General features: G+C 46.0%; 23 protein-coding genes and 2 pseudogenes. 8 read left to right on the top strand and 17 right to left on the bottom strand.

Translation table 11 applies throughout. The features are described 5' to 3' along the window. Positions 1–52 precede the first annotated feature (52 nt). The 4 genes from ACQ76X_RS25380 to ACQ76X_RS25365 all read right to left on the bottom strand — a co-directional run bounded on the left by ACQ76X_RS25380 (position 53) and on the right by ACQ76X_RS25365 (position 3,402). Positions 53–838, bottom strand: coding sequence for a nucleotidyltransferase domain-containing protein (locus ACQ76X_RS25380; RefSeq protein WP_438496517.1), 786 nt, complete (start codon positions 836–838; stop codon positions 53–55). Positions 839–1,134: 296 nt separating this feature from the next. Then, on the bottom strand, positions 1,135–2,427 hold the full coding sequence (locus ACQ76X_RS25375; protein ID WP_438496516.1) for an amidase: 1,293 nt from the start codon (positions 2,425–2,427) through the stop codon (positions 1,135–1,137). A gap of 81 nt (positions 2,428–2,508) precedes the next feature. Then, positions 2,509–2,952, bottom strand: coding sequence for a hypothetical protein (locus ACQ76X_RS25370; RefSeq protein ID WP_438496515.1), 444 nt, complete (start codon positions 2,950–2,952; stop codon positions 2,509–2,511). A 12-nt stretch (positions 2,953–2,964) separates the two neighbouring features. Next, on the bottom strand, positions 2,965–3,402 hold the full coding sequence (locus ACQ76X_RS25365) for a LytTR family DNA-binding domain-containing protein (protein WP_438496514.1): 438 nt from the start codon (positions 3,400–3,402) through the stop codon (positions 2,965–2,967). Positions 3,403–3,638: 236 nt separating this feature from the next. Between ACQ76X_RS25365 and ACQ76X_RS25360 the strand changes: the two genes are divergently transcribed. The 4 genes from ACQ76X_RS25360 (at position 3,639) to ACQ76X_RS25345 (ending at position 8,998) form a co-directional block, all read left to right on the top strand. Further along, positions 3,639–4,313 carry a response regulator transcription factor gene (locus ACQ76X_RS25360; RefSeq protein ID WP_438496513.1) on the top strand — a complete coding sequence of 225 codons (675 nt, stop codon included), beginning with the start codon at positions 3,639–3,641 and terminating at the stop codon, positions 4,311–4,313. Continuing rightward, positions 4,310–5,365, top strand: coding sequence for a sensor histidine kinase (locus ACQ76X_RS25355; protein WP_438496512.1), 1,056 nt, complete (start codon positions 4,310–4,312; stop codon positions 5,363–5,365). The genes ACQ76X_RS25360 and ACQ76X_RS25355 overlap by 4 nt, the downstream gene beginning before the upstream one ends. A 121-nt stretch (positions 5,366–5,486) precedes the next feature. Then, positions 5,487–7,238, top strand: coding sequence for an ABC transporter ATP-binding protein (locus tag ACQ76X_RS25350; protein ID WP_438496510.1), 1,752 nt, complete (start codon positions 5,487–5,489; stop codon positions 7,236–7,238). Then, positions 7,238–8,998 (top strand): ABC transporter ATP-binding protein, encoded by a 1,761-nt coding sequence (locus ACQ76X_RS25345; protein WP_438496509.1) that lies wholly within the window; start codon positions 7,238–7,240, stop codon positions 8,996–8,998. The genes ACQ76X_RS25350 and ACQ76X_RS25345 overlap by 1 nt, the downstream gene beginning before the upstream one ends. Before the next feature lie 126 nt (positions 8,999–9,124). Here the strand turns inward: ACQ76X_RS25345 and ACQ76X_RS25340 are convergent, their stop codons facing one another. From ACQ76X_RS25340 to ACQ76X_RS25310, 7 genes are all read right to left on the bottom strand, one after another. After that, positions 9,125–9,367, bottom strand: a complete 243-nt coding sequence (locus tag ACQ76X_RS25340) for a hypothetical protein (protein ID WP_340899311.1) — start codon at positions 9,365–9,367, stop codon at positions 9,125–9,127. A gap of 165 nt (positions 9,368–9,532) precedes the next feature. Beyond that, on the bottom strand, positions 9,533–11,989 hold the full coding sequence (locus tag ACQ76X_RS25335) for an O-antigen ligase family protein (protein ID WP_438496508.1): 2,457 nt from the start codon (positions 11,987–11,989) through the stop codon (positions 9,533–9,535). 63 nt (positions 11,990–12,052) lie between these two features. Then, a complete protein-coding gene (locus ACQ76X_RS25330) occupies positions 12,053–12,709 on the bottom strand; it encodes a glycerol-3-phosphate acyltransferase (protein ID WP_438496506.1) in 657 nt (218 codons plus the stop codon). A 170-nt stretch (positions 12,710–12,879) separates the two neighbouring features. Then, entirely contained in the window at positions 12,880–13,815 is a 936-nt protein-coding gene (locus tag ACQ76X_RS25325; RefSeq protein WP_438496505.1) for an aminoglycoside phosphotransferase family protein, read from the bottom strand. Between the two features lie 12 nt (positions 13,816–13,827). Beyond that, positions 13,828–14,295, bottom strand: coding sequence for a GNAT family N-acetyltransferase (locus ACQ76X_RS25320; protein ID WP_340899315.1), 468 nt, complete (start codon positions 14,293–14,295; stop codon positions 13,828–13,830). Positions 14,296–14,458: 163 nt separating this feature from the next. Next, complete coding sequence (uvrA, locus tag ACQ76X_RS25315; RefSeq protein WP_438496504.1) at positions 14,459–17,347, bottom strand: excinuclease ABC subunit UvrA; 2,889 nt, start codon at positions 17,345–17,347, stop codon at positions 14,459–14,461. Positions 17,348–17,367: 20 nt separating this feature from the next. Beyond that, positions 17,368–18,282: a nucleotidyltransferase gene (locus ACQ76X_RS25310; RefSeq protein ID WP_438496503.1), complete on the bottom strand. Its 915-nt coding sequence runs from the start codon at positions 18,280–18,282 to the stop codon at positions 17,368–17,370. A 123-nt stretch (positions 18,283–18,405) separates the two neighbouring features. Between ACQ76X_RS25310 and ACQ76X_RS25305 the strand changes: the two genes are divergently transcribed. After that, the gene (locus tag ACQ76X_RS25305) at positions 18,406–19,296 is read left to right on the top strand and encodes an AraC family transcriptional regulator (protein WP_438496502.1); all 891 of its coding nucleotides are present in this window, start codon (positions 18,406–18,408) and stop codon (positions 19,294–19,296) included. Between the two features lie 179 nt (positions 19,297–19,475). Here the strand turns inward: ACQ76X_RS25305 and ACQ76X_RS25300 are convergent, their stop codons facing one another. From ACQ76X_RS25300 to ACQ76X_RS25290, 3 genes and pseudogenes are all read right to left on the bottom strand, one after another. Then, positions 19,476–20,369, bottom strand: coding sequence for a GNAT family N-acetyltransferase (locus tag ACQ76X_RS25300; RefSeq protein ID WP_438496501.1), 894 nt, complete (start codon positions 20,367–20,369; stop codon positions 19,476–19,478). A 104-nt stretch (positions 20,370–20,473) separates the two neighbouring features. Continuing rightward, positions 20,474–20,608: pseudogene (locus ACQ76X_RS25295) on the bottom strand (winged helix-turn-helix transcriptional regulator); the annotation flags it as partial. Positions 20,609–20,793: 185 nt separating this feature from the next. Further along, positions 20,794–21,351 (bottom strand): recombinase family protein, encoded by a 558-nt coding sequence (locus ACQ76X_RS25290; protein WP_438496499.1) that lies wholly within the window; start codon positions 21,349–21,351, stop codon positions 20,794–20,796. Positions 21,352–21,675: 324 nt separating this feature from the next. Here ACQ76X_RS25290 and ACQ76X_RS25285 point away from each other — a divergent pair, with 324 nt between their 5' ends. The 3 genes and pseudogenes from ACQ76X_RS25285 to ACQ76X_RS25275 all read left to right on the top strand — a co-directional run. Next, positions 21,676–22,335 (top strand): TetR/AcrR family transcriptional regulator, encoded by a 660-nt coding sequence (locus ACQ76X_RS25285; protein WP_438496498.1) that lies wholly within the window; start codon positions 21,676–21,678, stop codon positions 22,333–22,335. A 112-nt stretch (positions 22,336–22,447) separates the two neighbouring features. After that, positions 22,448–23,593, top strand: coding sequence for a choline esterase (locus tag ACQ76X_RS25280; protein ID WP_438496497.1), 1,146 nt, complete (start codon positions 22,448–22,450; stop codon positions 23,591–23,593). 471 nt (positions 23,594–24,064) lie between these two features. Next, positions 24,065–24,331 (top strand): annotated as a pseudogene (locus ACQ76X_RS25275) (RidA family protein); the annotation flags it as partial. A 119-nt stretch (positions 24,332–24,450) separates the two neighbouring features. Here the strand turns inward: ACQ76X_RS25275 and ACQ76X_RS25270 are convergent. The 3 genes from ACQ76X_RS25270 to ACQ76X_RS25260 all read right to left on the bottom strand — a co-directional run bounded on the left by ACQ76X_RS25270 (position 24,451) and on the right by ACQ76X_RS25260 (position 26,608). Next, complete coding sequence (locus tag ACQ76X_RS25270; RefSeq protein ID WP_438496496.1) at positions 24,451–24,717, bottom strand: CD3324 family protein; 267 nt, start codon at positions 24,715–24,717, stop codon at positions 24,451–24,453. A 361-nt stretch (positions 24,718–25,078) separates the two neighbouring features. Continuing rightward, the gene (locus tag ACQ76X_RS25265) at positions 25,079–25,279 is read right to left on the bottom strand and encodes a hypothetical protein (protein WP_438496495.1); all 201 of its coding nucleotides are present in this window, start codon (positions 25,277–25,279) and stop codon (positions 25,079–25,081) included. 27 nt (positions 25,280–25,306) lie between these two features. After that, a complete protein-coding gene (locus ACQ76X_RS25260) occupies positions 25,307–26,608 on the bottom strand; it encodes a DUF1963 domain-containing protein (protein ID WP_438496493.1) in 1,302 nt (433 codons plus the stop codon). Between the last annotated feature and the right edge of the window lie 22 nt (positions 26,609–26,630).

Raw genomic sequence — 26,630 nt, 5'->3', positions numbered from 1 at the left:
TCATCATTAATTACAATTCCGGTAGAAGACTTGCTTGCGGCTTATCGTTTCCTTACAGGTCGAGAATAGGTACATTGCCATCCATCCAATTCAACTGGCTGTCAATCATGAACTGAATCGACCAATGTTTGTCGGATGGGTACCAATCATGGAATGCAACAATAGATGCATATAGAGCTTCGATAGAATCTGCAGTTTTGAGCTCGATCACATTACTCATGAGGAGCATGAAGTGATCCGGCTTATGCTCGGCCGCCTCCAGCTCTCTCAGCAGCCATTTATAGGAGGGGAAGAGTTTCTCATTGTGGGCGAGGATCAATCTTCCGGCAAACAGGACAACATTCGTCCGGGAATAATCCATCAGCAGCTGGTTATTCCTTTTCAAGCCCTCGTAGTAATACCATTTCCAGGTTTCGAATTGCGCGTAGAATTTTTTGATATGCTCCTCCTTCTTCTCTGTGGGATATCTGGAGGCCGCCTGTATCCATTCTTCCAAACCCTCAACCTTGGAGTAGGAGAGGAACGTATCCTTGAAAGCAAATTTCGCAGGCTCGCTTCCGTATTCTGCAACCTTGCGGATATAATCTACCGATATTACTTTCCCGTCCACGTAGCCCCCTTCATAGGGACAGGACTCCGTTTCAAAAAAACCGAGTTCATTGGCTGCATACGCCTCTTGATAGTCTTCTTCGGAAAGCACAATCATAATATCAAGATCTGAGGTTTCGTTCGCGTATCCATGCGCGATGGAGCCTCCGATAATGATTCCCAGAATATCCTCCCTGACCTTTAGCTTGGCGGTAATGGCATCAATGGCTTTTTGGTGATGTGTGTACATTTTGCGCGCGCTCCTTTAGTTAACATAAACGTAAATTAATTAACAATAATATTACTACCAATCCAAAAAAATCATAGCACACTCTTTACATATTGCAACAATTTTTTGTATAGATAGGAAAACAATGTGAACAGCAGAAAAAAGCCCGCCTGACACTTCACACAAGTGTTGGCGGGCAATACATATATTTAGTTCAACAAGTGGAAACAGCTTCGCCGTCCTCAAAAGGACGGTATCCGTTTCAGCGGGAAATAGAAGGATAATTTATAACGTAAAGCATATGAATTCTTACATTTTCACAAATCCCGAGCCACTTCCCGGGCCCAGGCCAGCAGCCATTCATCCTCGCTAAAGCTTCCGATGCACTGAAAACCGAGCGGCAATCCCTCAAGGCTTGCTGACGGAAGGCTGAGGGTCGGGCATCCGGCAAACCCCCATATGGCGGGCATTCCCGACCATCCGGTATTATTGTCCGCTACCTTCGGAGCGGTTCCGCCTTGGGCTGGAGACACCCAAATATCTATCCCTACTTTCACCATCAGCGATTTCAGCTCTTCCCGCAGCACCCATTGCTTCCTGCGGTACCCGTCCAGTTCATCTTCTGGGATGGCTTTGCCTCTAAGAATTGCCTCTCTTACCGGAGGACCATAGAGCTCAGCATAATGCTCAAACCAGGATGCATGCCCGCGTGCCATCTCTCCTTCAATGAACCGCAGCATGCTGTCCCCGTAAATAAACTCATCTTCCCATGGCATGTCTGCATAACGGACCTGGTAGCCCAAATGCTCAAGATGTTCGATTTGCGCAGTAAAGGTGGCTTTGACCTCCGGGCTCATCAGTTCCATGTACACTCCCCGCGGGATACCGAGTACAGGCTTCCGATCTACCCGGCGGGGGGTCCAGTCCGGAACAAGATGGGCTGCAGCCACTTCCATGCTTGGCAGATCCTGCGTGAAGAAGCCTATCGTGTCAAAAGAAGGCGACAGCAGAATCACTCCATCCAGCGGGACTCTTCCATAGCTGGGTTTGAACCCGGTCACCCCGCAAAAGGAAGCCGGTGCGATCACAGAGCGCAAGGTCTGGGTGCCTACTGCGAGGGGACATAGACCAGCGGCTACCGCTGCCGCAGATCCTGCGCTTGATCCGCCGGGCGTGTGTTCCGTGTTATGCGGATTCCGTGTAGCCATAGGCCCGTTGTAGGCAAATTCCTCGGTCACTGTCTTTCCTGCAATTAGCACACCTAAGTCGCGAAGACGTCTTACCAATGAGCCCTCCTTATCAGTCAATACTTCTGGAGGAAGCGCGGAACCGGCACAAGTGGGTAAACCGTCGACATGCAACAGATCCTTAATGGCGACCGGCATTCCCCATAAAGCCGGTTTGTCTGCCATTGCAGAGGATGAAGCCAGCAAACGCTCCGCTTCAATGGCCAAACGCCCCTCCAGCTGCTCTTCCGGAACAAAGGCATGGATCTGTGGTTCAAACTGGCGGACCCTTTGCAGATAAAGCTTTACCGCTTGCTGCAAAATAATATCCGGTTTTTCTTCATTACTGTGCAGGTCGGTTAAGGTGGAGCGGGCAAGTTGCACGGTATCATCTCCAAGGTCATTTTTATAATCTCGAATGATATACGGTGCCAAGTCCTATAAGTTACATAAATTTCCTATCCATCAACTGTCACTCTTTCCCCCATTGCCATATTCACTCAGCTTCTCATTCAGCCTTTTGGCTTCTTTCAGTCCATCAATATGCATCATGGCATACACCATTCCTTTGACCACAAGAATCACAAGGACGAAAGCAACCAGAATCTCTCTATCCATCACCTGACTGGAGCTGAAAAACCACAGCCATGCGATGACAAAAACATCCGCTAGCACAAAACATATATAGAAGCTGATCCTTTGCGCTCTTTTCCCCAGTTCAGGGGTATCAATCAATGCGTATTTAAAGGAAGTAAAGGCTGATGCGGCTAATATAATTTGCCAGAGCAGGGAGGGTTTCATCATTTCTGTAGAAGATAAGGTCAACACTAACGCGGTTAAGACAAATAAACAGCCGCAGGCGATTAGAAAATCCTTTGCGATGCGTGAGATATAGCTGCTGACTTTCATCGAAAAGCCTCCTTAGAGTCCTAATTTTTTCTTGAGCACAGGCACATATTGCCTGGAAATGTACACCTTTTCGCCATTCTGCAGCAGCGCCTCAAATTTCCCGTACAGGATCGGGCTGACCGATTTGATTTTGGCAATATTAAGAATGGTTGACTTAGATGCCCTGAAAAAATCGCCCTGCTCATAATCGGCCTCAAGCTCATACAGTTTAAGGCGAGACTCATACACCTTCTCCCGGCAATAAATAAACACCTTGTTGTCCACCGCCTCAAAATAAAACACATCCCCCGGACTTATCACATGCATTTGCATACCGGTCAGGCCAATCAGCTTTTTGGAGCTTGTTTTAATGGAATAAATAAGCCTTAACAACGCGTCGTCAGGTTCATTGCACCTGAGGATAATTTCCGGCTCGCTGCCTTCCGGAATATCCTCAATCGTAATCTTCACCTTGCATCGCCTCCCGCACTTCTGCTTACAGTCACAGTATATTTTTCCGGCATTCTTTATTCAATGGGTGTGAAGCAAGCTGCGAATTTAGAACGATAAGCTGCACAAACAGCTGTTTAAGTCGGAGAAGATTTGCTCGCGAATACTGCGTGAATTCCATCAAACAGTTTGTTCATTGCAGAAGAAAGATGATATTATGACCCTGAACCCCCAATGAAATGAATTGGAGTGAAATCATGATCAACATACTGGTGGTAGAAGATGAAAAGCATGTAAGAAGACTTCTTGAAGCTGTTCTAAAACGCGAAGGCTATTCTGTTGTCACTGCCGAAGACGGAGTTAAAGCTTTGGAGGTCCTTGATTCACAGCATATTGATCTAATCCTTCTGGACATCATGATGCCTAATATGGATGGTTATGAATTCGCAAAGGAAGTAAGAGATGGCAATAGCTTGACCCCCATTCTTATGGCTACAGCCAAACAGCTCCCTGAAGATAAGAAGAAGGGGTTCCGGCTTGGAACCGATGACTATATGACCAAGCCCATTGATACCGAAGAAATGCTTCTCAGAATCCAAGCTCTGCTTCGCCGTTCCCAAATTGCAAGTGCCCGTAAACTGGCAGTGGGTAAAGTCATACTTGATTATGACGCCTTGACGGTAACCCGGGAGGATGAGAAGCAGACCCTTCCGCAAAAAGAATTTTATTTGTTGTATAAGCTATTATCTTATCCGGAGCGGATTTTCACCCGAATCCAGCTCATGGACGAAATATGGGGCATGGAAAATGAAAGTACGGATACAACCGTTAATGTACACATCAATCGTCTGCGGAAACGGTTTGAAGCTTATCCGGAGTTTGAACTGGTTTCAGTTCGGGGTCTGGGATACAAGGCGGTGAGAACACCATGAGCAAAATGAGTAACAAACTCAGCAGCAGAATCTCTCTTCCCCTCTATTTCTCTCTTGCCGTATTCGTCATTTTTCTCATTACTGTTATGATTACAGGGCTGCTCTTCTATCTTGCGAATGTTTTTGGTCTGTTAAATGAAGAAATCGCCCAAGATGGCACCTTGCTTCCCGTAATGACATTAATCGCCTGCACAATTATCGGTACAACGATATCGGCTGTCACAAGCCGGAAAATGGTAAAATCCATCCGGATGTTTATAGAAGCCACGGACCGGCTTGCCAAAGGTGACTTTTCCATGCGTCTTCAGCTCAAAAGTCCTCCGGAATTTAAAATTCTTTCGGAGAACTTTAACCGGATGGCCGAAGAGCTTGGGGGAATCGAAATTCTGCGAACCGATTTTATCAATAATTTCTCCCATGAATTCAAAACCCCCATTGTCTCGATCCAAGGATTTGCCGAAGTGCTCAAGCATGATGATCTTAGCAAAGAGGAACGGGATGAATATCTAGACATTGTTATTGAGGAATCAGCTAGACTAGCCTCCCTCGCCTCGAATGTTCTTGAGCTTTCAAAAATTGCGGCGCAGACGATTTTGACGAACAAAGTACGGTTTAATGTTGGGGAGCAGATTCGCCAATCTGTGCTGCTGCTTGCTGCCAAATTGGAGAAGAAGAATATGTCACTGAATGTTAACGTTCAGGATTACAATATCTCTGGAAACAAAGAGCTGTTGAATCAAGTCTGGCTGAATTTGTTGGATAACGCGATCAAGTTCACACCTGACAATGGCCTAATTGAAGTTGAAATGAAGCGAAATGAAAATAACATTGTCATTCTGTTCCGTGACAACGGTTGCGGTATTCATCCGGAAGCCCTTCCAAGGATATTCGATAGATTTTATCAGCAGGACGCTTCCCACTCCACTACGGGCAATGGTCTTGGATTAGCGATCGTGAACCAGATCATTCATCTGCATGAAGGAACGATTGCCTGCAGCAGTACCCCATCACAAGGTACCACATTTACAATTACAATACCGAATGGACTTTGACTCTAGTCTTGAAAGAACTGAATGGTTCTTTCAGGGCTTTTTCTTTTTTTCAGAAAAGTTAATTTTCAGTTTATCTTGTTTCGTTATCATGGATGCAACACCACATAAAGGAGTCAGAGATATGGTCACTATACTTAAATACTTGAAACCGAAGGAATGGGCTCTAGTCGGGTTTAGTCTCCTCTTCATTGTTGCACAGGTATGGCTGGATTTGGAATTGCCCGGCTATATGAGCGATATTACCCGTCTTATACAGACACCGGGAAGTGAAATGAGCGAAATTATTACAGCCGGAGTCTGGATGCTGCTCTGTGCCCTCGGCAGCTTAGCCACCTCCATTATTGTGGCAGGCATTGCCGCCAGAACCGCGGCTAACTTCTCTTCAAGATTACGCTCCAAATTGTTCGATAAGGTACAGTCCTTCTCCATGGAAGAAATCAACAACTTCTCTACAGCCAGTCTAATTACGCGGTCAACGAATGACATCACGCAAGTGCAGATGCTGATTGTCATTGGTCTGCAGCTGCTGTTGAAGGCTCCTATCCTTGCAGTCTGGGCGATGCTCAAGATCACGGGCAAAAGTTGGCAGTGGTCGCTCTCTACCGGTGTCGCTATTGGTGTATTAATCCTGATTGTCGGCATATGTATCGTGCTCGTACTGCCGAAATTCCAAAGATTGCAGCAACTGACGGACAACCTTAATCGTGTGGCAAGAGAGAACCTCACCGGACTGCGTGTCATTCGCGCGTATAATGCGGAAAGCTATCAGGAAGATAAATTTGGAGTAGCCAACAACGAGCTTACCCGGACGAATCTCTTTGCTAACAATGTATTATCCATGCTGATGCCAAGTATTTCGCTCATTATGAGCGGCTTAAGTCTCTCTATCTATTGGATAGGTGCTGTGTTGATTCAGAATGCCGATGGTGCCGCCAAGATGGGCTTATTTTCAGATATGATTGTCTTCTCATCCTATGCGATGCAGGTGGTTATGGCGTTCATGATGTTGATCATGATTTTTATTTTAATGCCTCGCGCCCATGTCTCTGCCAAACGAATCAACGAAGTGCTGGACACTAAACCAAGCTTACAGAACGGATCGCTTACTTCCTCCAAGGCGGATCGGGTTGGCGAAGTCGAATTTAAAAATGTCAGCTTCAAATATCCTGATGCAGAGGATTATGTTGTAGAGGACATCAGTTTTACGGCAAAAAAAGGAGAAACCGTGGCCTTTATCGGTTCAACCGGATGCGGAAAAAGTACCGTTGTTAACCTGATCCCCCGCTTTTATGATGCTACAGCAGGTGAGGTACTGGTGGATGGTATCAATGTCAACCAATACGAGCAAAGTGCGCTGCGCAACAAAATAGGATATGTATCCCAAAAAGCGATTTTGTTTGGCGGCACGGTAAGCTCCAACGTTGCTTTTGGTGATAACGGAAGTAATCTTGCATCTGATGTCGTTGATGCCGTTTATACCTCTCAAGCTTCGGATTTTGTGGAAAAGATGGACGGCAGCTACGAGGCTCATGTCGCCCAAGGCGGTTCGAACCTGTCCGGCGGGCAGAAACAACGTCTGTCCATTGCCCGGGCCATTGCACGCCGTCCTGAAATATTGATCTTCGACGATTCCTTCTCAGCCCTTGATTATAAGACAGACCGCAAATTGCGCAGTGAGCTGAAGAAAGAAGCCCGCGGAACAACGATGCTGATTGTTGCCCAACGAATCGGCACAATCAAAGACGCGGACAAAATTATTGTACTGGAAGCTGGACGTATGGCAGGCATGGGGACACATGATGAATTAATGCAGTCCTGCAGTATCTACCAAGAAATTGCCTACTCACAACTTTCCAAGGAGGAGCTGGCCTAATGAACAAGAGCAAAGAGCAACTCAACACCTGGAGCAAACTTCTCCGCTATGGCAGAAAATATATTCCCGTAGTTCTTATTGCAATTATCAGCGCAGCAATCGGCACGGTTCTGACTTTGCTGGGGCCGGATAAGCTTTCAGAGATAACAGACTTGATCACCGAGGGCATCGTCACCGGTATTGATATGGAAGCCGTAACTTCCATTGGGCTCTTCCTTGTATTTATCTATCTCCTTAGCTCTGTATTGTCTTTGGCACAAGGATTAATTATGTCCGTAGTTACACAAAAGGTTTCCAAAAGCTTAAGAACCGATCTCTCCCGCAAAATGAACAGGCTTCCGATCTCTTATTATAATAAGTCTACAACCGGTGACATCCTGTCCCGGGTTACAAACGACGTGGATACCATCGGGCAAGCCTTAAATCAAAGTGTCGGCACACTGGTCACCGCCCTCGCCCTGTTTGTCGGGTCTCTCATCATGATGTTCAAAACAAATGTGATCATGACCATTACAGCGATTGTTGCCACCGTAATTGGCTTTGGCCTCATGGCGGTAATTATGAAAAAATCTCAAAAGTATTTTCAAAGCCAGCAAGAATATTTAGGAAAAATCAATGGCCATGTGGAGGAAGTCTATTCTGGACATACTGTAGTGAAGGCCTACAATGGCGAATCGCAAATGCGCAGTACATTTGAATCCTTGAATATGAATCTTAAAGATAGCGCATTTAAAGCACAGTTCCTCTCCGGTCTCATGATGCCGATTATGATGTTTATAGGCAATCTGGGGTTTGTGGCCGTTTGTGTCGCAGGTGCTATACTTGCTATGAACGGAACGATATCCTTTGGGGTTATTGTGGCCTTCATCCTGTATGTCCGCTATTTTACACAGCCGCTGTCACAGATTGCGCAAGCCGCACAAAGTCTGCAGTCGGCGTCTGCAGCAAGCAAACGTGTCTTTGAATTCCTGGATGCCGAGGAAATGGACAATGAGAGTCACAAGGAAGGACATCTTGAAACCGCTGCGGGCAAAGTGAAATTTGAGCATGTGCAATTTGCTTATGACAATTCAGACAAGCTTGTTATTAAAGATTTCTCTGCAGAGGTTAAGCCTGGACAAAAAGTCGCTATAGTCGGTCCTACCGGCGCAGGTAAAACAACGCTTATAAACCTTCTAATCCGGTTTAATGAATTAATGGGCGGGGAAATTTATATTGATGATACCCCAATCAGCAGTTTAACCAGAGAAAACATCCATGATTTATTCTGTATGGTTCTGCAAGATACCTGGCTTTTTGAGGGCACTATCAAGGAAAACCTAGTGTACAACAAAACGGGCGTAACCGATAAAGAAATCGAAGAGGCTTGTAAGTCAGTGGGCTTGCACCATTTCATTCAGACCTTGAGTGCCGGATATGATACCGTGCTCAACGATAAAGTCAATTTATCTACCGGGCAAAAGCAACAGCTTACGATCGCCCGCGCGATGCTTAAGGATGCGCCGATGCTCATCCTCGATGAAGCAACAAGCTCGGTCGATACAAGAACAGAGCTGTTGATTCAGCAGGCGATGGATAAGCTCATGGAAGGAAGAACCTCCTTCGTGATTGCACATAGACTCTCAACAATTAAGAATGCCGATGTGATTCTGGTTCTGAAGGATGGCGATATCTTGGAAAGCGGCAGCCATCATGAACTGCTTGCCAAAAATGGCTTCTATGCGGAGCTTTACAATAGCCAATTCGAACAAGCATCTTAACCCGGTTACAAAGAACAAATGACACTAACCTCTAATAAGCTTGCTAATTTGAGGTTAGTGTTATGCAAAAAAAGCCGCCTACCCCACATATCGCGGGGTAGGCGGCTTTAATTGTTGTGCCAAGTTTTATTTTTCACTCTTGATCGTAAAGCTGCGGACCTTCATCCATTTCCCTGCAACGAATTCATCAATGGTCCCTGTTTTTGTTCTGACGCAAAATTTGTGCTGTGTTCCTTTGTCAAAGCCCGTGGCCTCAAAGAGCAAATCATCGCCTGCCGGACCTTTATAATAGACCTGTTTCAGGCCAAGCCTGCTGAGCAGTTCCAGCTTTACATTCTCAATATACGAACGCGAAATCTCAGTTGACATCCATGTTCCTCCTGCGGTATTCTCTACTTTTCTTTGGATCTGACCAGCTCCGGGAAAGCTGTGTCTTCTTAGAGGATAACGCAAAAACCCCTCAATTACACTTTAAATTTCAAAAAATGCTGCAATAAGCAAAACGATTTCTTATTCAGGAGAGTGTCCCTTCCTTTAATACTGCTTAGTTACGATTTCATCAATTCGGGCCGCCTCCTGCGCGTCCGCTGCTATCAGCAGATCATGGACCGCCTGGTCCTGGCCTCCATTCTTTTCCAGTGCAGCCAGATACCAGCGGGCGATCTCGCGGTTAGTAACATCCGCATAATCTGCACTTAAGGTCTGCTTTAAGATATCCGATGCTTCCTGTACTTCACCCATCATAAGCTTTATCTTACCCGCGTTCAGGGCGATGAGCGGGGTTACAGAGAATGGATTTCCTTGCAGCTGTTCGGGTGGCAGTGTTTTCAGATGCTCCACACCGGCAGTCACATGATCGTAGGCTTGAAGTCCAATTGTGAAATATTCTTGTTTAGCTGCATCGTCCTTTAAATTAAGGGCTTGCTCTCCCAGCATAAGGGAGCGGCTGATCAGCGTACTGTACCATTCAATATCCCAATTATACTTGTTGGCATTATCGTGGTAGACCTTGAGGGCAAGGTCGCTTTGATTTTTAAGATCATAATAAGAAACCAACTGTTTCAGTAATTCTTTATCGTAAGGCTCTCTCTTTAGCGCAGTCGTCAGCAAGGTGTGCGACTCCTCCAGAAATTGTTCGTTCTGCGTCTGGGAATACACCTGCTGATCCAGTGAAGACAAATAGATCGTCGATTCCGGATGGCCTGGACGTATCTTCAGCGCCTTGACCAGCGGAGCTTTGAGCTCATCATAGGATTGGCTCACACTGAACAACTGCCGGGCTTTATTGCCGGCATTGTTGGAGCTGATATAGTTAATGGACAGAACCAGCATGAACACCGCCCCTGCCGTAAGGATTGCAAGGTACCCGTAACGCACCCCTGCCTTGTTCCAGTTCCGGCGCAGCGGTTTGCTGTCCATCACCACTGCCATTCCTGCCAGGCCCAGAAAGACCAGAATTCCCATAAACGCATAGCTCATATTGAAATCCAACAGGCTATGAATAAGAATGGATAATGCAATAATCAGATAAAAGAAACCATTGTTGAATTCATCCTGCTTCCTTGCCGCATACCCGCGAATATACTTATAAAAAATATAGAGAATGAAACTCATAAACACAACAAATCCGACTATCCCCACCTCAATCAGATACTGCAGGAAAAAATTATGCACTTGATGGCTGACATAGGGATTATTCTGATATTGCCCGAACACTGCCTGCCAGCCGTCACCTCCGATCCCAAGAACCGGATTATCCTTAATAACCTTCACAGCATCCTTATAAAAGGTAATCCGCTCCAAAACACTATGCTGCTTGAAGTTAATATTCTCCAGCCGGACTTCAATGTGATCCGGAAGAATACTCCGTACGCCTGTACCGATCAGCAGAAAGGCAATAATACCGACAAGCGCTACCGAACCCAGCGGAATCCACATTCCATTCAGTTTCCGGGAGTTCTCGCCGTCCAGCTTGCCCCGGAGCCATGGAGCCAGGTAACGCTGCACTGCCCAGCTTAATCCGGCTGTGAGGAGCGAAGCCCCGAGCAAGTAGCTCCAGCCCTTTAATGCCGATGATGACGTGAAATTCGTATTGAGGCTGATTCCCAGATTAGTGACAGGTGACGCAATAATTAAAGATGCCAATCCAGAAATTCCAAGATGAATGATCCATAGAATCTGCTGCACAGACTTCAGGAATAACAACAGCAATATAAATACTACCGGCATCATGACAAGCCCGCCGCGTGACAGCGTGAGCAGCATGGAAACGATAATCGGGACGAGCATGAAGCCGTGTATCAGCCAGCCGTACCCCTTTTTGGAGCGGACCAGTGCAAACAGAGCAACAAACAGAAAGGCCATTAAGAAGGCTGCATACGTATTGGCATACTGAAATATCGAGGTCAAGCGCAAACCGTTGGAATCGGTTATCAGTGCACCATTGTAAGTTCCATTGACTACCTCGTTTGTGAACCAGCCTACCAGACTGCCAGCTAACTTCCCGCTCCCCAACCAATTGAGCAGGCCAAACCATACAATGATATAAGCAATACTCAAGATGGCCTGCTGTACTGCAAAGTTCACCTGCTTTTGCTTTAACAGGTAGAAAGAGATTATAAAGACGGCAGCGTACATAGTCTGAATAAACAGCATGTTCATCGCTGAGAAATGCGAAACAGCTACAAACAGTGTGAGTGCGTAAATAATCGGCAACATAAATGCAGCCAGGACAAGCAAGTCACTTTGCTCCTGCAGCTTGAATTTTTTATAATTCAAACCTACCCAGCCAAACAGCATAAGACAGCATAATAGAGCAGACACAAAGAGTGGTTTCTCGAATATGAGCTGCTGACTATTAAACAATCCCCTCTGAAATGGCGCCCATCCCAGAAAAAGGATAAAAGCGGCAGCCAACAGCCATACCACCCCTGTTGATCTGTCGTTATGCTTCAGCTGTACAGCGTTTTTTCCATACACAGGTTTCGACACAAGTTATAACCTCCACACTTACTAGATTCATAAATTTATAATGTTTAATAAATCTCACAAGGCTCAATTAGCCCTTTTCCCATATTTCAGCAGATGGTAGAGCCCCAGCGGTTTCTCTTCGCCATGCGCCAACCGGACAAGGTTCGGCCAGTGCGCGATAACCGCCAGCAGCAAATATACACTGACAAACGCAGGTACCCACCACTCCCCTATGGGAACTACCATCCAGGCATAAATCGTCTCCACAGCAAAAAAAGTTAAGGCAAACACCGACATTCTATCAACGATCAGCAGCATAAGAAGCCCACAGACTAGTAGAATCAGTGTAAACAGTGGCTGGAGCGCCATAAACACACCTATTCCTGAGGCAAATCCCTTACCTCCTTTTAGACCCAGCAATAAGGGATAATTATGGCCTAATATTACAGCACAACCCGACAAGTAACCCGCTAGCCTCCCGGCTTCGACTCCTCCAATTGAAGTCATAATCATCTTGGCAATAAGCACACAGATCAGCGCCTTAAGTAAGTCTATCAATAAGGTTGCTACTCCGTATTTCACGCCAAATACCCGGGCCATGTTCGTCGTTCCGGCATTTTTACTTCCTAGCCCCCTGATATCCTTGTGCATAAACTTGTTTGAGACTATCACCGCTCCGCAGATATTCCCCAGGAAATAGCTGACGACTCCAATTAAAGACAGTTGCCACCAATACTGCATTAAGATAATTTGATCCACTCCTTAGCGTATGTATAACGCAAGCATTTTCAATTGATGACTGTAATAATATGTAACTTATATTGTACAGGAAACTCGAAAAATGTAAAATAATGAACAGGCAGGAAGATTACTGTGAATAAGCGAAAGTATCTTACCCTCGTTAAAAGTCATCATTTATCATTATCTGCTTTCAGCAAGGACACCAGAAGTTTCCTTCCGTTTGCTATAACTTTGGGCATGTTATTTTGAGTACCCCAATAGAGATCTCCCAAAGCCAGCTTAATGCAACAAATTCGAATATGGATCTGCTTTTGAGTCAGGATCTCTTCTCCGTAGCCTTCAAAAAACGCTAACTTGGCCTGTTCATCCTTAATAAAATATTTCTCAAACAGTACCGAAAAATGGTCCACATCTACGCCCCATAACATGTTCTCGAAATCAATCAGTCCGGTGAAAATCCCGTTAGAATCTACCAGCCAGTTGCCTGGGGTAGAATCCCAGCTTATAGGGACAGGCTTGCTGCCTTCAAAAACACCGGCATTCTGTAGAGCCCACTCCAGCAGTTCAAGCTCAGCAGGCTGAAGAAGCTTTAGTTCCATACATTTACCGGCCATATCCTCAAGCGTGCTGCGGATATAGACAACAGGATCCGCATGATGATATAGCTCAATGGGATTCCCGTCTTTATCCGGACGGCCAAACCAATCACCGGTCTGTGAATCATGCAGCTGCCTGGTCAATTGCCCTGCTTTATTGTAAGCAGCGTATCGCTCAGCCGGCTCCAGGTTTGCTTCTCTCAAAGTGATTCCATCGAGTGCTGAGATTAAGACGGCTTGCCAACCCTCCCCTTCAAAATCTGCAATAAGCTCCGGCACATAAGGCTTTAAGCCATTCACCCAGTGGTTGTAGGCATACACTTCGGGATGCCATCTTTGAATACGGCTATGAGTCTTCAGGTAATAACATGTCTGATCTTGGGCCGCTTGAATCTTCCACACTCCTGTTCTTGAGCTGCCTTGTCTGTGATCTGAGAGAACTTTAAATGATCCAATACGCGCTTCTACAACAGCAGACAATTCATACGGATAAATCTGTGGCTGATTCAATGTTATCCCCCTTTATGATGGTGATCTGCGCAGAACAAATTTCTGATGGGGATAATCAAATTCCTCTGTCAGCTCATCCTCAACAAATCCAAATTTCTTATATAATGGACGCGGGGCTGCCCCCAACGGATCATTTGCTCTAAACGTAGTTACGGAAAGCTCCGTATCCTCCGGAAACAAAGATAACATTTGATCGATCATCGCTGTGGCGATTCCTTGTCTGCGGTGATCCGGGTGTACGGCCATGCAGGAAAGACATTTGGCATTATAGGAGAAGAGCATCAGCCCGGCAACCTCGCCAGCATAGACCGCACAGATAGCCGTCCGCCTGTTAATGTTCTTAATTACGGTCTGTTTATAGCCCTCCAGCAATTCTTCGCTGTGGAGACCCGGAAAATTACTGCGAACAGCTTCAATCATTGACATCCATGAATCAACATCCTGCATTTCCGCAAATTTCACTTTATATTGTCCGTTCATTACATTCGCTCCTTCACTCCGTGATTAACGGGGTATGCCTTGCAGATTAAACTACCCAATTCGGGATATGATGTTTGAAATATGCTGCTACCTTCTGCATTTCGTTCATCACACATTTTATCGAAGAAAATAAACTCAGTGATGCAATCAAAAGGAAAAGACATCAGGCTCTAACCTCTCTCGGTTCAAGCACACTGCGCAGGTATCTTCCTGTATGGGAAGCTTCCACTTGTGCCACCTGCTCTGGAGTTCCCTCCGCAACAACATATCCGCCTTCATTGCCGCCTTCCGGTCCCATATCAATAATATAGTCCGCCGACTTCATCACATCCAGATGATGTTCAATGACGATGACAGAATGCCCGCTGTCCATCAGCTTGTTCAGTGCAAGCAGCAGCTTCTGTATATCCGCCAGATGCAATCCCGTTGTAGGCTCATCTAGAATATACAAATTGTGGGCACCCTTCTTGATCTTGCCCAATTCGTAAGCCAGCTTCACTCTTTGCGCTTCTCCACCGGACAAGGTGGTTGAACTCTGGCCAAGGGTCATATATCCCAGTCCCAGCTCATTCATAATCCCCAGTTTATGCTTAAGGTACTTATGGTCCTCGAAGAAGATACTGGCTTCTTCCACGGTCATTTGCAGAACATCGGCTATGCTTTTATCCCGGATCTTGATTTCAAGACCTTCTTCAGAGAACCGGTTGCCTTTGCACACCGGGCAGATGGATTCAATGTCAGCCATAAACTGCAGGCTTGTGACGATAATCCCGTCGCCCGCACAGTGTTCGCATCGTGTCCCGTTCGCATGGGTAAGGCTGAAGTCGATTGGCTGATACCCGCGCGCTACGGCATCAGGCTGCATGGCGAACAGGTCACGGATTTTATCGTATATCCCGATATAAGTGGCCGGATTGGATTTGCTGTTTCTCCCGATCGGTGTCTGATCAATATTGATCACATGGTTTAGCAGCTCCGAACCGAACAGATAATCATGCTCCCCGGCGACAATCCGTGCACCCGTTTTATCTATTCTCAGCTGCTTGGACAGAATCTCGTTGATCAGCGAGCTTTTCCCAGAGCCGGATACCCCGGTCACGCAGATAAAAACACCCAGCGGAATGTCCAGGTCCACATTCTTGAGATTATTCTCCCGGGCTCCCTGAATGGATAAGAAGTGATCTCCCAGATTCCGCCGCTGCTTGGGAATGGGGATGCTTGCGCTTCCGGATAAGTATTGGCCCGTAACGGACTCCGGCTCGTCCATAATATCCTGCATCGTTCCGCTCGCAACAATCTCCCCGCCATGAATACCGGGTCCTGGGCCAATTTCGATGATATGGTCAGCAGACTGTATCGTATCCAGATCATGTTCAACCACAATGATCGTATTGCCGATATCGCACAGCTTTCTCATCGTATCAATCACCTTACTCGAATCACGCGGGTGAAGTCCGATGCTCGGCTCATCCATAATATAGAGCATGCCCATCAGCTCACTGCTGATTTGCGTCGACATTTTGATCCGCTGCATTTCGCCTCCGGACATGCTGTCGCTTCTTCTGCCCAGGTTGATGTAATAAAGCCCGATTTCGATCAGCAGGGAGATTCTCGTGTGCAGCTCGCGGATAATGGTCTCCCCTACATCCCGTACCTCTTCCTCAAAGATCAAGCCATCCAGAAATTCCAGCAGCTCATGCAGCTGCATGCGGGTGAGCTGGTCAAAATTCCGGTCCCCGACCGTAATCTGTAACCGTTGTTTCTTCAGCCTCGCTCCACTGCATGCCGGGCATATTTTTTCGATCATGCACTCCTTGATAAAGGTCGGTTCAAACGCCTCCGAGGTGGATGACTTACGGATATATTGCTTGTACCAGTGTTCCATCTCATGCACAAATCCCGCAAACGGCCGGTCCCGGCCGGTAATCCAGTTCTTCTTTTGTGAGGTAGGCGGGTGCAGCATGGGGACGAGTTCGCCTTTGGTGCCGAAGAAGAGCAGCTCGTGAACCGATGTAGGAAGTTCATGGAATGGTGTATCCAGGCTGAAGCCATATTTTTGGGACAAGCTGTACATCATCACCGAGCGGTAGCTGTCTTTGCCCGATGTGTTGAACACCGTGTTCTTCAGCGCTCCTTTATTAATGCTTTTCTCCGGTGCAACCACCAGAAAGCGCGGCTCCACGACATAGGACATGCCCACACCCATGCAGGTATGGCAGGCGCTTGCCGGAGTATTGAAGGAGAAATGGAACGGCTGCATATCGCAGAGGAAGAAATGATGCTCCCGGCAGCCAAAATGGTCGTAGAACCCGTCGTCCACTCCCCCGATCACTTCTACCTTGATCAATATATCCTCATCCAGCGCCAGCATTGCCGCTTCGATGGTCTTGGTCAGCTGTATGTAGGTGTCATGCTTTAAAGTAAACCGGTCAATAACCATCTCGATCCGGTACGTTGCGGATTCATCCAGCTCAATTTCTTCCGACAATGACACCGGAGCTTCGTCAATAAGCAAATGCTTGAAGCCTTTGGCCCGCAGCTGCTGGAAAGTATAGCTGTAGTCTTCCCCGTAGATTTTGTATACAGGCGCCCGCAGCTCAACGACCGTACCTTTAGGCAGTGCCGAGATATGCTCGGCGATCTGGGCTGCAGACAGCTGCTTGAGCGGATGGCTGCATTCCGGACAATGTCCGATGCCCGCTGTCGCGAACAACAGCCGCAAATAATCATTGGTATCCGTCACAGTCCCTACGGTGGAGCGGGGATTATTGTTACCCTTTTTCTGTTCTATGGCAATGACCGGGGACAAGCCCCGCACAGAATCAACCTTTGCTTTCTTCACCTGGCTGATCCGGCTTTTGGCAAAATTCGAGATCGAATCAAGAAATCTCCGCTGTCCCTCCCCATAGATGACATCAAACGCGAGTGAGGATTTGCCGGACCCGGATACCCCGGTGATGACCGTTAACTTGTCCCGCGGGATCTCTACCGAGATATTCTTGAGATTGTTCTGCTTGGCCCCCGATATTTCAATTGTCGTGCGTACGGACATATGCGAATTCCCCCTTCTTTTTATGGAATATACAAGAAACCAATTTCCTCGACGGCCGGTTTGCTCTTGGAGGTGATGCGGATCGTTTGTGACACCTTCTCGATGATACCCTTCCCGGCCATATACTCCAGGATATTGATCAAAAAATGACTTTGCATATGAAAATGCTTCGCCAGCAAGGTTACGGTCTTCATCTCCTGATCTGCCATAAATTCAATGACCGGGCGCTTAATCATGTCGAGATGACGGTCCAGGACTTGTCCTATCGTGTCAATGGCGTTCTGAATTTCATCCTCACTTAAGCGCCTGGACATTGGGTTCTGATAAAAGGGGGCCATACGTTCCGGACTGTGTTCGAGGATCTTCAGGACCGACTCCCGGATCGGCGGCTCACCTTGTGAGCACAGCTCCATGTTGGCTATCAGATTGCCTGCCTTAAGCAAAAAATACTGGGCATAAAGCAGATCTTTGCGCACCGTCAGCCATTTTTGGCATTTGTGGTACACATCAATCAACTCACAGGCATTCCAAAGCAGGGACAACGCAATATCATAGCTTCCCAGCTGCTTGAAATCTTCGAAGTAATCATAGAGACTGTCATCGGAAGTATAGATCATCCGCCCCTTCGCAAAAAAAGACTGCGGCATCGAGCCGCCGATCATTCGTTCAAAGCCCCGCTTGAAGGTACTTCTCTCAAACAGCTGGACGTTTATAGTAATTCCATCCTCCACGAGACAATAAGCGTTCTGTTGCAGGGTTTGGTCGCGGACGACCAGGCCCATGTCGATATCGCTTTTCTCCCAGACTGAATCATAAGCGAGACTTCCGCACACAATGACGGCAATAACGTTCGGATCTTCCCTGACCCTGTCCACGAAGCTTTCGGTCGCGGCCAGATAGCGGTCTTTTAACTCCAGCAGTACTCTATCATCCATATCCAATGATCCTCCACCCGCTCCATATGATTGAAATCGCTTGCCGATTCTGGAGCTTGTGGTAAAATTATACTTCACGTTTTCCATGAAAACCGGACAGAAATTGCTGGAAGGGAGACCCCTATGGATCATTATTTACTGGAAACTATCAACCGGACAACGGAATATATTGAAGAGCATCTGCTGGAAACGCTCTGTCTTGATGATATCTCCGGGCATGTCAATGTCTCCAAATTCCACCTGCTGCGCATCTGGAAAGGGGCTACAGCCACTGGCCTAATGGAGTATGTGCGCAGAAGGCGGATTGCCCTGTCGCTTGGCGATCTGCTGAATCAGCGGAGCAGCATTGAATATATTTCCGCCAAATACGGCTTCAGCTGTGAACGGACCTACAACAGGGCTTTTAAGGAAGAGTACCATGTCACTCCGGCCAAATGGCGCAGATCGCCTTCGCCGCTGAATATCCTGGACCGGTTCAATGCCGACTTTATGAGCCGCGCCGGAGATGGCCTCGTTTTTTTTCGCTCCATCTCGGTATTGCCCCCTTTTTCAATAGCAGGGCCCACCTATACTATTCATGCAGAGGACAACCTGCTGTCCCAGGCTGCGGCCCGTTATGGTGTCGAATTCTTCACGCTTTCCCGTTCCAGGATTATGAATCCGGTAGAGAAGGATGTCTATATCGGCTTCACTTCCATTCCCGAGCCCTTTACCGGGTCTATGATCTACCAGCCCTCCCTGCAAATCAACCACAGCAGCATCATCCCGCCTGACCTGAATATCAAACATATTAAACCGCATAAATACGGTGTATTTACCTATATCGGGCTGCATCGGCCCGAGGAGATTACCCCGCACTCTCTGAGTGAAATCTGGGAATACATCACCTCGACCTGGATGCCGACTGTACCTTTTCAATTAGAGGAGAAGTTCAGCTTTGAATATATTAATTACGCCAAGGGCAACAAGCATTATTGCGAGTGTGATCTGTATTTTCCGATATCGGGATTATGAACTTAATCGAACTCCAGACCTTTCGCCATATGCACGGAGGTGACGATAATCCCCTCATGAAATTAGTATCATATAAATAAGAAGCGCCCCAAAATAGTACATACAACAAACCAAGCCCCTGTACCTCAGAGCTTGGTTTGTTTGCGCGCTATAAAGGGAATTACGTTCTAAATAGAACACTATATTTCTTTCTTCCACACGGTCAGCTCCACGTCCAGCTCAAAACCGATATGCTCATAAAAAGGCTGCATGGGACCCGTATATGCCTTGACCATCCCCATTGCCCGCAGCCGGTTTAGAGCTTCATAAATAATCGTTCGCCCCAGCCCACGCGTCCTGTAATCCCTATGAGTACCCACCGGTTCAAGTATGCCCATCTTGTTCTCCTCGTCAAGAAAAACATTGCAGAAAGACACGACCTCCCCTAGCTCATTAACAAGAGACAGATCAAGCTCAGACCGATAACCGGGAGCTTCAGCAATCCCTCCGTAGTATTGAAGCATCTGCTCCGCATATGGAGTTCCCGGATAATTGAACGCCATAATATGCCCCTGCGCCTTAGCCCTATTAGAGACATCCGCTCCAGAGCAAAGAGTGAACCCCGATGGAATCTCCACAGGGAAAATCCGGTCCAGCGCGATAGAAACGAAATTATCGCTTTCGTTCGGAAGAAGCTCATATCCGCGACTTAGCGCCATCTTTTCCAGCTGTGGCATAAAGGCCGGAATAGCCAGTTTGCAATAACCGGCTGTTCCCTGGCGGGACTTCTCTTCAATGAATTCGAACATTTCCATCAGCAGGCTTTCCTGCGGCTGTTCTTTATCGAGTTGGAAATAGAAATCGCCATCCTTGCAGGCTACGGCAACCAGCTCGCCGTCCTCTTCTTCCCATAACCCTATATTCTGCTCCCATTCGGGAAGCCACCCGGCATTCTTTTGCAGGAAAAAAATCTCGAATTCAAAGCGTGCAATCAGCCAACTATTCGGCCGCCCAAGATTACTATAAACATGTGAAAGAAATTGGCGTACTTTCAGCATATCTTCCGGAGTGTAGGCTCTGAACCGTACTGTCATCGTTAATCATCCCCTTAGTCTTCTGTATGACCTTATTGTAAGTAAATTGCAGGCTGGGATGATATACCGAGATCTCTTATTAAAGGTTGTGAACCATGACTCATCTAATTATTTTGGTGTATCGTCACCCACTCACATAAACCTTCCAAAACAGGTAATAGTGTTTCGGCTTTATCTGTGAGACTGTACTCGACTTTAGGGGGAACTTGTGGATACTCTTTCCGTATCACCATACCGTCATTGAAACACCATCAATTAAGTAAGGTTGAATGATATAGTACTTCTCCATCGCCATTTGTCGATTAGTTTCAGAATAAGATGATAAAAAACGCTTTGAAACTTCCACACTTAACCTCTCCTTTTTAGAAAACTAGTGTGTTAACCTGTTCCATTATTCAAGGTTTAAATTTAAAGCATCTAATTTTCAAGAGCTTTTGTTTAAATAACGATAGACAGTTGTTCTAGAAATATTCCACATCTGTGCAATATCTTTAATCGATGTCCCGTTATTCGCCAATGTCTTTAACATTTCAATATCTTTTTCTGTAAACTTTTCGGGCCTTCCCCCTAAACGTCCTCGAGTTCGAGCTGCCTCTCTTCCTGCTGTCGATCTTTCTAATATTAGATTCCGTTCAAATTCTGCGAACGCAGCAAACAAGTGAAACATTAATTGTCCAGTTGAATTTTTTTTATCCATAGTAATATTTTCTTGTAAGCTATGAAAACTGATTCCTCTTTCATTTAAATCATTTACAACTTTAATCAACTCTTGCATATTTCTTCCGAGACGATCTAAGCGCCAGACAATTAATGTGTCTCCTTTTCGGACAAAATCTAAAGCTTCTGTCAATCCTTCTCTTTTCTTCTTCACACCACTAATTTTATCTACAAAAATCTTTTCACAACCAAAAGTAGTTAGACTATCTTTTTGTAAATCTAAATTTTGTAAACCTGTAGAAACTCTTGCGTATCCAACTTTCATTTTTTCACCTCTCTATGATTGTATCATAACTTAATATAACGGCGGTTATTGAACATAGATTATTTCATGAGTTTCTGAACACTCTATACAATAAAATGTATTATAAAAAATATAATTTCGATTGTGTTCAGAAAGTGGTGATTTACTGGACATATTATATAAAAAAACAAAACAACTCCATTAACTTATCTCTTAGGAAGGATAATGTTCTATGCAATGGTTTTAATCTTTTATAATGATATTAATATTTCAATACTAATTGACATGTGAATGGATTATCGGTATAGTGTGAATCAATTCACACTTCACATTAAGGAGTAATCTATGCCAAAAAATACTTTCTTTCGTTTAGATGAAGCAAGGCGCGAGGAAATATCTAATAGCGCTATGCATCTTTTTGTTGATAATCTTTACGAGGATATAACTATGAAGATGGTTTTGGATAGTTTGTCCATGCACCCCGGAACATTTTATCGGTATTTTGAAGACAAAGATGACCTTTATTGTCTCTTAATACGTAATGTGACCCAGAAAAGAGCTGCGTATTTTAATAACAGTAATGAAGATTCCCTTTTCCGGTTTTTCCTTACTGGCTTATTTGGTAACGTTAATGGCATTGTGACCGAGCCACTGAATGAGTTGGAAATCAAACTCACTGAAACAATTTTATACATTCCTGAGAACATTTTGCTTAAAATATATCTGAATGTGCTTAAGGGCGAGTCATTCCCCTTGATCAAGGACATTTTACGCCGAATGAGGGTTGATGGATATCTCCGACCTGATATTGACGACGACCTGATTTCTTTTATGTTTGAGTCAATGCAGTTTAATTTAGTCATGTTTTTTAGGGAATTCGATATTAAGGACTCTAAGCTGCAACATAAGATTAGCAAGTACTTTGCTGACTTTATGGGTCATGGGCTGCTTGAAGATCATAAATATTCTGAAATTGTTAGCGATATCAAGAAAGCCAAGGAGTAGATATGATTCACTGAAGATAGGATGTAATAGTTTCACAGTTTTGAAAAGCGCTCATAGCGCAATGTATGTATTTCACATTCGCCACTTTTATTAATTAAGGGGGAACAAGAAAATGAAAACTTATGACGCATTTCCAGAACCAATTGGCGGCTATACTGTCGGTCGAACCCAGATGGATTTTGAGTACACGGCATCAGATCACTCAAAAAGAGAACTGACGGCGTTTGTGTACTATCCGTCCGACAGTAGCGAAGGTAAGACTACATCAACGTACATGTTTCCTGAAGTCTACGAAATGTTTAATGAGCAGCCACTTATCACTGCGTATCATAAAGGGAAGGATGTTTTCTCTATAGATATCAAGACCCAGTGTTACGACGACCTTGCTCTCTCCGGGAAGGAAAAGCGCTATCCGGTGTTATTCTATGTTTGCGGCGGGGGCGGTTCTCCAGAATGGGGTACAGTGATCTGTACAGACTTGGCAAGCATGGGATATGTTGTGGTAAGCATCGGCCATCAGAATAGCACGATGTATAAGCGTAAAGATGGGCGCCTGTTTAATGTATCAAAGGATTTTTCGGATGTCATTATGGCGTTTTCTGAAGATCCGGAGATGCTGGCGTTGGCTGGTAAGATGGAGATGCGGCCTGACGATGAAACTGCCATTGAGATGTGCCATAACGTGCTTACACTGCCGATACTTGCCAAGTTAACAGAGTATAGTGAATTACAGGCAGAAGATGTAAGGTATGTAGCCGATTATCTTTTCAAACTGGACTCTGGAGAGCTGAATTCCATCTTTAAGGGCAGATTGTTGCTTGACATCGGCATGGGCATAGTCGGACATTCTTATGGAGGGCCTACGACGGCGATTGTTTGCCGGGACGACGACCGGTTCGCCTGCGGGATTGGCTTGGATAGCGGTGCGTTCGGCCTTCTCGACAGCGACCTTAAGAAACCCTTCTTGCTACTGTTTTGTGAACCTAACTATAACATGAATGCGATAATTGGCGCTAACAATAGCATGGAAACCTATTATTTCTCTGTTGATCGTGTTGCGCATTTAGATTACTGCGACATCGTGTTTACCAGTGTTAATGAGGAACTCAGAGGCGAACGGGATGCTATGGAGATGCGAAATCTTGTTACAGACTATACGAAGAACTTTTTTGATCATTACATACTGCAGAAGGCTGCAAGTGTGGAAAGTCTGGCATACGATGGCGTGGACTTGATCAAGAAGACCAGCAACAAGTGACATAACCGAGAGGTTGCTGATAAACGCATGTCAAAGAGCTAGCCGTACAGACACAGAGCCGATAACCCTATTACGCGGTTATCCGCTCTCTCATATTTCAGGCATTGTTTTCTATTTGAGATGATAAGCGGTGTTTTCACCGTTGAAAAACACACTTGAAGATGTTAGAAATTGGCTGGATTCTAGAACAGACATTGAGATTACAAACCTATCAACAGACTTAACCAAGAAAAAGAAGCTAAAATTATACACGCTTGGAAACAAACTTCTCATACCAAATGAATTTATACTATTGAATCTAAAACATCTCATACCAACGTCACATAAGATCACACAGAGTTAATTCAATAAAGGGGGACTTTAGTACAAAAAGAGCTTGTATCTAAGTGATACAAGCTCTTGTCTATTTGTGTATTCTTACGCAAAATAAGTTTTAAAAATGGTGCAATATAAATTACAAATTTACACACGTTCGTTGGCGAGGACGATATCGAGGCACAGACCCGGCAGACGCTGGAGAATCTCGATCGCGTGCTGGCGGGATTTGGTGTCACGAGGTCGAACCTCGCTTATGTGGAGATCTATCTGACAAACGCGCAAGAGCACTTTGAGACATGCGGCGGACTGTTCAAGGAATACATGGGAAAACACCGGCCAGCCGGCAGTCTCATCGGTGTGACCTTCCTGGCTTACCCTGAGCAACTGATCGAAACCAGTGCCGTCGCACACACTGACTAACTCTATCATCGCACCCTGAAATCCAGCGCCTTACGCTGTCGCAACACTCCGGCGCAAAACTACACTGCTCGCGGCCCCTCATAAAGCTAAAAACCCGCAGATTCATCTGCGGGTCAATGTTATCTCTTCGAATATACGATTTTCTTAATACTCTCTACCGACAATCCGAACTGGTCTGACAATTGTTCGATGGTCACACCCTCGCGGAAACTCTGGCGGATCTTCTCATTACGGGCAACATAATAGTTAGCCGCACCTGAATTCTCGCCCCATTTTCTCCGCTCGCTTGAACGGGTTGGAATATAGATCAGTTCCCCCTGAATATACCGCTGGATCTCTTGAAGTAGTCGTTCCGGGAACACATCCGTCGCTCTTATATAATCCATAAATGGCTCGCTCCTTAAAATAGAATAGATATTCTAAGGGCAAAGCCTGCTTAATAAACACAACTTTTAAGTTTACAGGCGAAATTATTCCTTCGCTCCATGCCAAGCATCGCCTTGTTTATTCCGCAGGCTTTGCATGGAGCTTGTTGAGTACGAAATCAATAATCTGGTACAAGGTTTACACCCCCTAATCAGCGCCTTATGTCACCAAGCAGAGTTACAGCTCATGGTATTCACAAATCTTACTGTAAAATATAAATCCAAACAAGGCAACCACTAAAATTACACCTTCCGGGAGCTTTGAAAGAATACAAGAAACCGCCCAACACCAGAAAGTGTTCAGCGGCTACTTGGGCTGGTTTTATTTATTGGCCAGCATGATATTCACAATAGAATCCAGTTGTAGCTCCAGAGAATAAGGGTCCTCCATATATTCAGGCAGTACCTCCAGCGAAATATTCTCAAAGCCTTCCTTCATATGGAGCGCCTTGTCCGTTGGCGGAAGAATCAGCATTTGATAGATCGTGGGACTGCCGTAATTTCTGCAAAAGAAAAACGCCACCTCAATTTCTCCAGTGACGTTAATATACTAGGATTGCTGATATACCGTAGCCGTAATCTTATCTTTCGGACAAATAAACATATAATAGATGCCCTCTCCGTAAGGGCCAAGCTGTGACCAATCTAACTGGGCTATAAATATCATATTTTCAGAGCAGCAGGGACAGGCCGGATATTCTGCATCCTGAATCCAGGTCGGGTGTCCGCCAACCTGCGAGGCTGCGGGTTCCAGTGTCCACTCCACGGCATGATATGCATTTCGCGGTTGGGCAGCGAGATGCAGGCGGGGTGCAGCGGCTAAATACTCGTCATTATCGTCCCCAAGATTAAGATCCGGCAAAGGTTGCGGTGCTTGATTGTATATACTCCAGCGGGGTTCTTCTTGAACTCCAGTTTCCATATAAATCACACTGTAACTGCCGCAGGACAGGCATGTATCCACCTTAAGCCACTCATCTGCCAGAGCCAAATCACGAACCGACGGATGATTATTCCGCAGCTCCATCAGCCGTGTAAACCCGCTGCCGCACCACGGGCATTCCTCCGGGCCCGCTCCCAGAAACCGTGCCGGTTCATTCGCAGCAAGGTCAGCATTCAGCGGTTCCGCCGCCCGTTCAATCGCAAATCCGGTGTGAGAAAACAAATCCCGCCGCACTCCGGCTTCTGTAAGCTTCCAGCCGGCCTCAAGTGAGTATTGATCAGGTGAAACAAAAAGCTCTTTCGCCCACTGGGGCGGTTGCTCCCGCCACTGCTGAAACTGCTGAACAATCCGTCCGTCTCCTATCCAGGCTAAGGCCAGCAGCAGATGATTGCGGTTCTCATTATCCTGTTCCACCTGTTCCAGCAGCTGATCCCGGACCTCTGCTGAAGCATCTTTATACAAAATCCCCGGGTAATACAGCTCATGGCCGATAAGCGCAGGGATACAGTCCGTAAGCCGCACGTTGTTGTAACAGAGCAGCGACAAAAGAATATCCACGCTGGTCTCCTCGTCACCGGCACTGAGCAGATCTAATGCATATGCCTTCATCCTCTGCGCATCCCCACCCGACAAGGCAGAATACACCTGCTCGCGGTTTAAGGGATATGGCAGATAGCGGATCAAAGGGTCGTAGGCTTGTTTTGTATGCATAATCTTAAGCACTTCCACCGGATCAGCGATTCCTTTATATAGATCCACATCCCTGCGGTGCTGTTCAATATAAGCCTGGCGTTTGCGGCGTTCCTGTGCCTGATAACACGGCATGCAGAATCCGCCCGTTTTGTGGGCAGTAGCCGGTAAAATGGTTGCCGCACAGTCTTGGCTTTGGCAGGGAATCCGTTCCGTCACTATTTTCCACCTCACTTACAGG

The sequence above is a fragment of the Paenibacillus sp. IHBB 3054 genome, assembly GCF_051594305.1.
Classification (GTDB): Bacteria; Bacillota; Bacilli; order Paenibacillales; family Paenibacillaceae; genus Paenibacillus_AQ.
This window is presented reverse-complemented; position numbering and strand designations above follow the sequence as displayed.